This window comes from Saliphagus infecundisoli (assembly GCF_020177375.1).
GTDB lineage: Archaea > Halobacteriota > Halobacteria > Halobacteriales > Natrialbaceae > Saliphagus > Saliphagus infecundisoli.
The window spans coordinates 1-4,909 of sequence record NZ_JAIWHV010000066.1 but is presented as its reverse complement, the minus strand read 5'-3'; the positions used below and the strand labels follow the sequence as shown (position 1 = coordinate 4,909).

The 4,909-nt window shown below is 54.5% G+C and carries 5 protein-coding genes; 1 reads left to right on the top strand and 4 read right to left on the bottom strand.

The genetic code is table 11. The annotated features are described in order from the left end of the window. Window positions 1–110: 110 nt before the first annotated feature. The gene (locus LCF40_RS22900) at window positions 111–899 is read right to left on the bottom strand and encodes a decaprenyl-phosphate phosphoribosyltransferase (protein WP_224830429.1); all 789 of its coding nucleotides are present in this window, start codon (window positions 897–899) and stop codon (window positions 111–113) included. 186 nt (window positions 900–1,085) lie between these two features. Here LCF40_RS22900 and LCF40_RS22895 point away from each other — a divergent pair, with 186 nt between their 5' ends. Further along, window positions 1,086–2,177: an NAD-dependent epimerase/dehydratase family protein gene (locus LCF40_RS22895; RefSeq protein ID WP_224830428.1), complete on the top strand. Its 1,092-nt coding sequence runs from the start codon at window positions 1,086–1,088 to the stop codon at window positions 2,175–2,177. A gap of 24 nt (window positions 2,178–2,201) precedes the next feature. On the opposite strand, the gene LCF40_RS23930 is transcribed toward LCF40_RS22895, so the two are convergent. From LCF40_RS23930 to LCF40_RS22880, 3 genes are all read right to left on the bottom strand, one after another. Further along, window positions 2,202–2,282: a hypothetical protein gene (locus tag LCF40_RS23930; protein ID WP_380682957.1), complete on the bottom strand. Its 81-nt coding sequence runs from the start codon at window positions 2,280–2,282 to the stop codon at window positions 2,202–2,204. Between the two features lie 143 nt (window positions 2,283–2,425). Continuing rightward, window positions 2,426–3,388 carry a transcription initiation factor IIB gene (locus tag LCF40_RS22885; protein WP_224830427.1) on the bottom strand — a complete coding sequence of 321 codons (963 nt, stop codon included), beginning with the start codon at window positions 3,386–3,388 and terminating at the stop codon, window positions 2,426–2,428. A gap of 120 nt (window positions 3,389–3,508) precedes the next feature. Beyond that, window positions 3,509–4,381, bottom strand: a complete 873-nt coding sequence (locus LCF40_RS22880) for a M14 family metallopeptidase (protein ID WP_224830426.1) — start codon at window positions 4,379–4,381, stop codon at window positions 3,509–3,511. Between the last annotated feature and the right edge of the window lie 528 nt (window positions 4,382–4,909).

Here is a 4,909-nt window from a genome sequence, read left to right as displayed (position 1 = left end):
TGATAGCCACGTGGAAACGGCGAGGACTCGATCCACCTGAACAGCTCCAGTCTATCCTCGGTGGAGAACTCAGATCAGGATCAGAGACATCACTAGCCGGTGAGTTCTGATCACGCTATCCAACTACGAAAATGGTAGCGAAAGGCTGCGAAAACGGCAAATGGAAGGGTAGTCATCATCCACATACCGCCGTCGTAAAACGTGTAGAGCGAGTACGAAACGATCAGCGCTGAAAGAGCGATGACGAGAAACTGATCGAGCATCTCTTCGGTATACTTACTGAGGGTAGAGCGCGATGCGCCCGGGTCACTGGTAGTAACTATCTCGTGGCGGCGCTTGCCGAACGCAAGCATTAGCGCCCCGAGGAACGTACAGACAACGAGCCAGGGGCTCAAGTAGACGTCAATTGCGACGACACCCGCGATAGCTCGCAGAACGAATCCGATAGCAATGATTATCACGTCGACGATGACTATCTCTTTCATAAATACGGAGTAGAAGGCGTTCTGAATGAGGTACGTGAGGACAACCAGGAGGAATAGTGCACCAAGATACCACGAGATAGCGAGACCACCGACGAAGAGCAGACACGCGAACGAGATGGCCACGGGGATTGGTACTAGTCCGCTGGCGATAGGGCGATGTTTCTTTTGCGGATGATTGCGGTCCTCCTCAACATCCAAGATATCGTTACTGATGTACGTCGTACCCGCAATGGCGCAAAAGGCAACGATCCCAAGCGTGACGTTCGTGACGGCCGCTGGATTAAACAGGTTCTCGGAGAAGACGAGCCCTAAGAGCAGAATGCTCTGCTTGTACCACTGCCAGGGTCGTATCTCCCTTACCAATCCGGAGATGATTCCAATGAACCGGTTCCGGTCGACGGAGGCGCGAGACATTTACCCATTCCTGCTGCCACACAAGGCGATAAAAAGATCTGGCTTACTATTATTGAATTCAACCGAATCAGCGTTAAACGCCGATGAAAGACAGATTTGACGCTTAAGTCACGATGTTAGTGTGATAGGCACCGGTGAATGTCGACACACTATTGAAGCATCATAGCGAGTCCCATTTAATACAGAATGAGTGATAATGAGCGCGGCAACAACGATTCGAATGATTCAGTTCTGGTCACGGGCGGAACTGGATTTCTCGGACTCCACACCTGCCAGTACTTCCGTGACCAGGGATGGGACGTCACGGCGTTCGACCTCAAACCGTTCGAAGAGGAAGACGACACGGACGGTATCAACTTCGTAGAGGGAGACGTCAGAAGTGAGATGGCCGTGGCGGATGCGCTTGAAGAGAGCGGCGCCACCACGATAGTGCACACGGCGGCCGCGCTCCCGCTGTGGGACGCCGACCGAATCCGCGAAACGACCATCGACGGGACACGAAACGTACTCTGGGCTGCGAAAGAACACGACGTTGAGCGGGTCTGTTATATTTCCTCGACCGCAGTGTACGGGACCCACGACGAACACCCTATTTCCGAAGAATCACCCGTTGACGGGGTCGGACCCTACGGCGAGGCCAAGATTCAAGCCGAGAAGATTTGTCAGGACTTCCGTCGTATGGGGATGTGCGTTCCAATAATCCGACCGAAAACGTTCATCGGCCCGCAGCGACTTGGTGTGTTCCAGGTGCTGTTTGACTGGATCGAAGATGGCGCTAACGTCCCGCTCGTCGGCTGGGGCGATAACCGCTACCAGCTGTTGCACATCCACGACCTCCTTACCGCGATCGAACTGATGCTTACCGGAGATGAGGAGGCAGTGAACGACACGTTCAACGTCGGCGCCGATGAGTTCGGCTCAATGAAAGAGGACTTCCAGGCACCGATAGACTATGCGGAGACAGGCAAGCGCACTATTGGGACTCCTGCCTTCCTCACGGTCGCCGTCCTTCGTGTACTCGATCGACTGAACCTATCCCCGCTGTATCCATGGGTCTATGAGACGGCCCACGAGGATTCTTATGTTTCAGTCGAGAAGCTAAAGGGACTCGGTTGGGAACCCAAGTACTCTAACCAGGAGGCGCTCGTAGAAACATACGAGTGGTACCTGGAGAATTACGAAGGCGATGCGGCAGCCGACGACACAGGACTCGACCACCGTGTCGCATGGGATCAAGGCGCACTCACAATCGCAAAAAAGGTCTCACAGCGTATCTGAACAGACCAACGACTCTGGACCTTCCTAATCCCTCGCCGTCGGTCTGTAGCCCCCCTTTGGTCCGGGCACGTCCTCGACGAACTGGACGGGGTTCAGGCTCTGCATCGAGTTACGATCGCGCCAGGGTACGGTCAACGTGTTCGACGATATCACCGCTCCTAATCGTATCCCTCGTTACCGAGATTCACCGATCTCCCCACGGGCGCTTTCTGGCTCGTCGTCAGCTCAACTGATGATATGAACTCTCCTCAAGAAGATGGCAGTCCCATCGCCTCGATCTGTTCCTGGTAGCGATTACGAATCGTGACTTCCGTGACGTGAGCGACGTCTGCGACCTCCCGTTGGGTTTTCTTCTCGTTGCAGAGTAACGACGCCGCGTAGATCGCCGCCGCCGCAAACCCCGTTGGTGACTTCCCCGAGAGCAACCCCTTCTCGGCCGTGGTCTTGATGATATCCTTGGCTTTCGCCTGGACCTCCTCGCTGGCCGCCAACTCCGAGCAGAACCGTGGGACGTACTCCACTGGATCGACTGGCTTCATCTCAAGGGAGAGTTCATGAGCGACGTACCGATACGTTCGCGCGATCTCTTTTTGTTCGACTCGTGAGACATCACTGACTTCCTCGAGACTCCGTGGAATGCCCTCCTGACGACACGCTGCATAGAGACTGCCTGTCGCGACGCCCTCGATCGATCGGCCACGAATGAGATCTTCCGACAGGGCTCGTCGATAGATGACACTCGCCACTTCGCGAACCGATTGAGGGATTCCCATCGCGGCAGCCATTCGGTCGATCTCGGTCAGGGCGAACTGGAGATTGCGCTCGCCTGCATCCTTCGTTCGAATGCGTTCTTGCCATTTACGAAGCCGGCTCATCCGCTTACGTTTGTCCGACGAGAGCGAGCGCCCGTAGGCGTCTTTGTTCTTCCAGTCGATGGTCGTCGTCAACCCCTTGTCGTGCATCGTCTGAGTCATAGGTGCTCCCACGCGTGACTTGTCGTCCCGTTCGGTTGCATTGAACGCCCGCCATTCGGGTCCGTGGTCGATGTTCGTGTCCTCGACGACGAGTCCGCAGTCCTCACAGACGACCTCACCCTGGTCCCCGCTGGTGATGAGGGCAGTCGAACCACACTCCTCACAGGATCGTTCGTCCGTCTTCTCGGCCTGCGTCGAGTCCTGTTCCGACTCTCGTTGGCGAGTAGGCCGTTCCATGTTACCGTTGGTAAATTTTTGAAAGACCTTAAAGTCTCGTTTCGAAATGAGTATATTCTCGTATCATATCGCACTCGCTCTGTCTTACTTCATCGCGAGCGTTCACCAGTAACCCATTGATTAGAAATGTTCGCTGGCGTAACTCGTCTCGAGTCCGTAGGCTCGCAAGAGATTGGTGACGACCGATTTCGTCCACTGGATTTGGGTTGAGAGATCTGTGTTATCCTCGGTGACTTCCACGATATACCCAGGGCGGTTAAGCTCTCCAACCACCTTGTGGGCCAGCATTGGTTCCGATCCGTCGATCGTCTCTCCGACCGTGAAGTCGTAAGAGTCCGGGTAGGATCCCAAGAATCGCTCGTTCATCTTGTTAACTGTCCGCTCCGCCGGTTCGCGTGCGACGGCCGACGGTGCCGAAAAGACTGCCTGTCCGTAGCCATCGAACTCAGTATCAGTACCCCAAATGCCACGAGAGCTGTGCATATCGATTACGACATCCGGCTCATGCATCTCGACGACTCCCCAGATATCCTGAGCGAGCCCAGAGGTCGGCTCACGACCAGTTGGGAACTGCCGATTTAGGTATCCGACCGAGCCATGACGTGTACCACGATTGATCGCATCCACGTCCGCTTCAGGAAGCATGACCAACGTTCCCCGATCGATCTGCCAGTCAAGTATCTGATTGCCGGCTTCGTAGCCCGCTACCTCGTCGCCATGCATTCCACCAACTACGAGGGCAGTCGGTCCGGCCTGTTGACCCTCAATTACGTGTACAGTCGTTTTGTACGGGGTATTCGCATGAATCGTGTACGAGAAATTCGAGACTGCACACGATTCCGACGCACTCACTGACCCTGCCATCCCTCCGGCCCCGACGAGAACACCTGCTGTCCCAGCGAGAACCCGACGACGCGACAAATTCTTGTCTCCTCCAACGGAAGCCATCTTCAATTTGACGCTCGTTATTGCTTTCTTAGTAAGCGGCGTCATCTGAACTAATAATCAGTCCCCCTCCTTTTAATTATTTTTATAGAAGATGACTTTTCCGAATTGCCAATAGCTACAAAAGGGGGTTTGAGGTGTTAGTTCTCTCCTCTTAATGCCCACAGAAGATATCACTTCACGGTCATCGAATAAAACTTGGCCACGTCAATGTGGCGATTTCCTATTTCGAGGGCGGTTTCGACGACAGATGTACACTCGTTCCCTCGAAGCTGATACGTCCCGAGACCAATCGCGGGTACATCGATCCCCTGGGAAGTGACGAATTCCATAGTAGTAGGACGGTCCGGCACTGCCTAGTTTAGCACTTCGTCGGCTGGCGTTCGTCCATTGAGCGATTAATGCATCCCTTCTAGTTTAACGACCCGAACCACCGCCATCTGATGATTACATATCGCTGGTGCTACCAGTTTGAGGAACCCGGTGGAGAGTATGACTTACACCCCACCGGATTCCGTAGTTGTTGACCGGATTCAAAGAGCGTTTCCCTCCGATAAGTTGCGCGAGCGTGCTCGC

Coding starts and splice junctions, on each gene's coding strand:
- LCF40_RS22900 (WP_224830429.1), bottom strand. CDS start 899: ATGTCTCGCGCCTCCGTCGACCGGAACCGGTTCATTGGAATCATCTCC.
- LCF40_RS22895 (WP_224830428.1), top strand. CDS start 1,086: ATGAGTGATAATGAGCGCGGCAACAACGATTCGAATGATTCAGTTCTG.
- LCF40_RS23930 (WP_380682957.1), bottom strand. CDS start 2,282: ATGCAGAGCCTGAACCCCGTCCAGTTCGTCGAGGACGTGCCCGGACCA.
- LCF40_RS22885 (WP_224830427.1), bottom strand. CDS start 3,388: ATGGAACGGCCTACTCGCCAACGAGAGTCGGAACAGGACTCGACGCAG.
- LCF40_RS22880 (WP_224830426.1), bottom strand. CDS start 4,381: ATGACGCCGCTTACTAAGAAAGCAATAACGAGCGTCAAATTGAAGATG.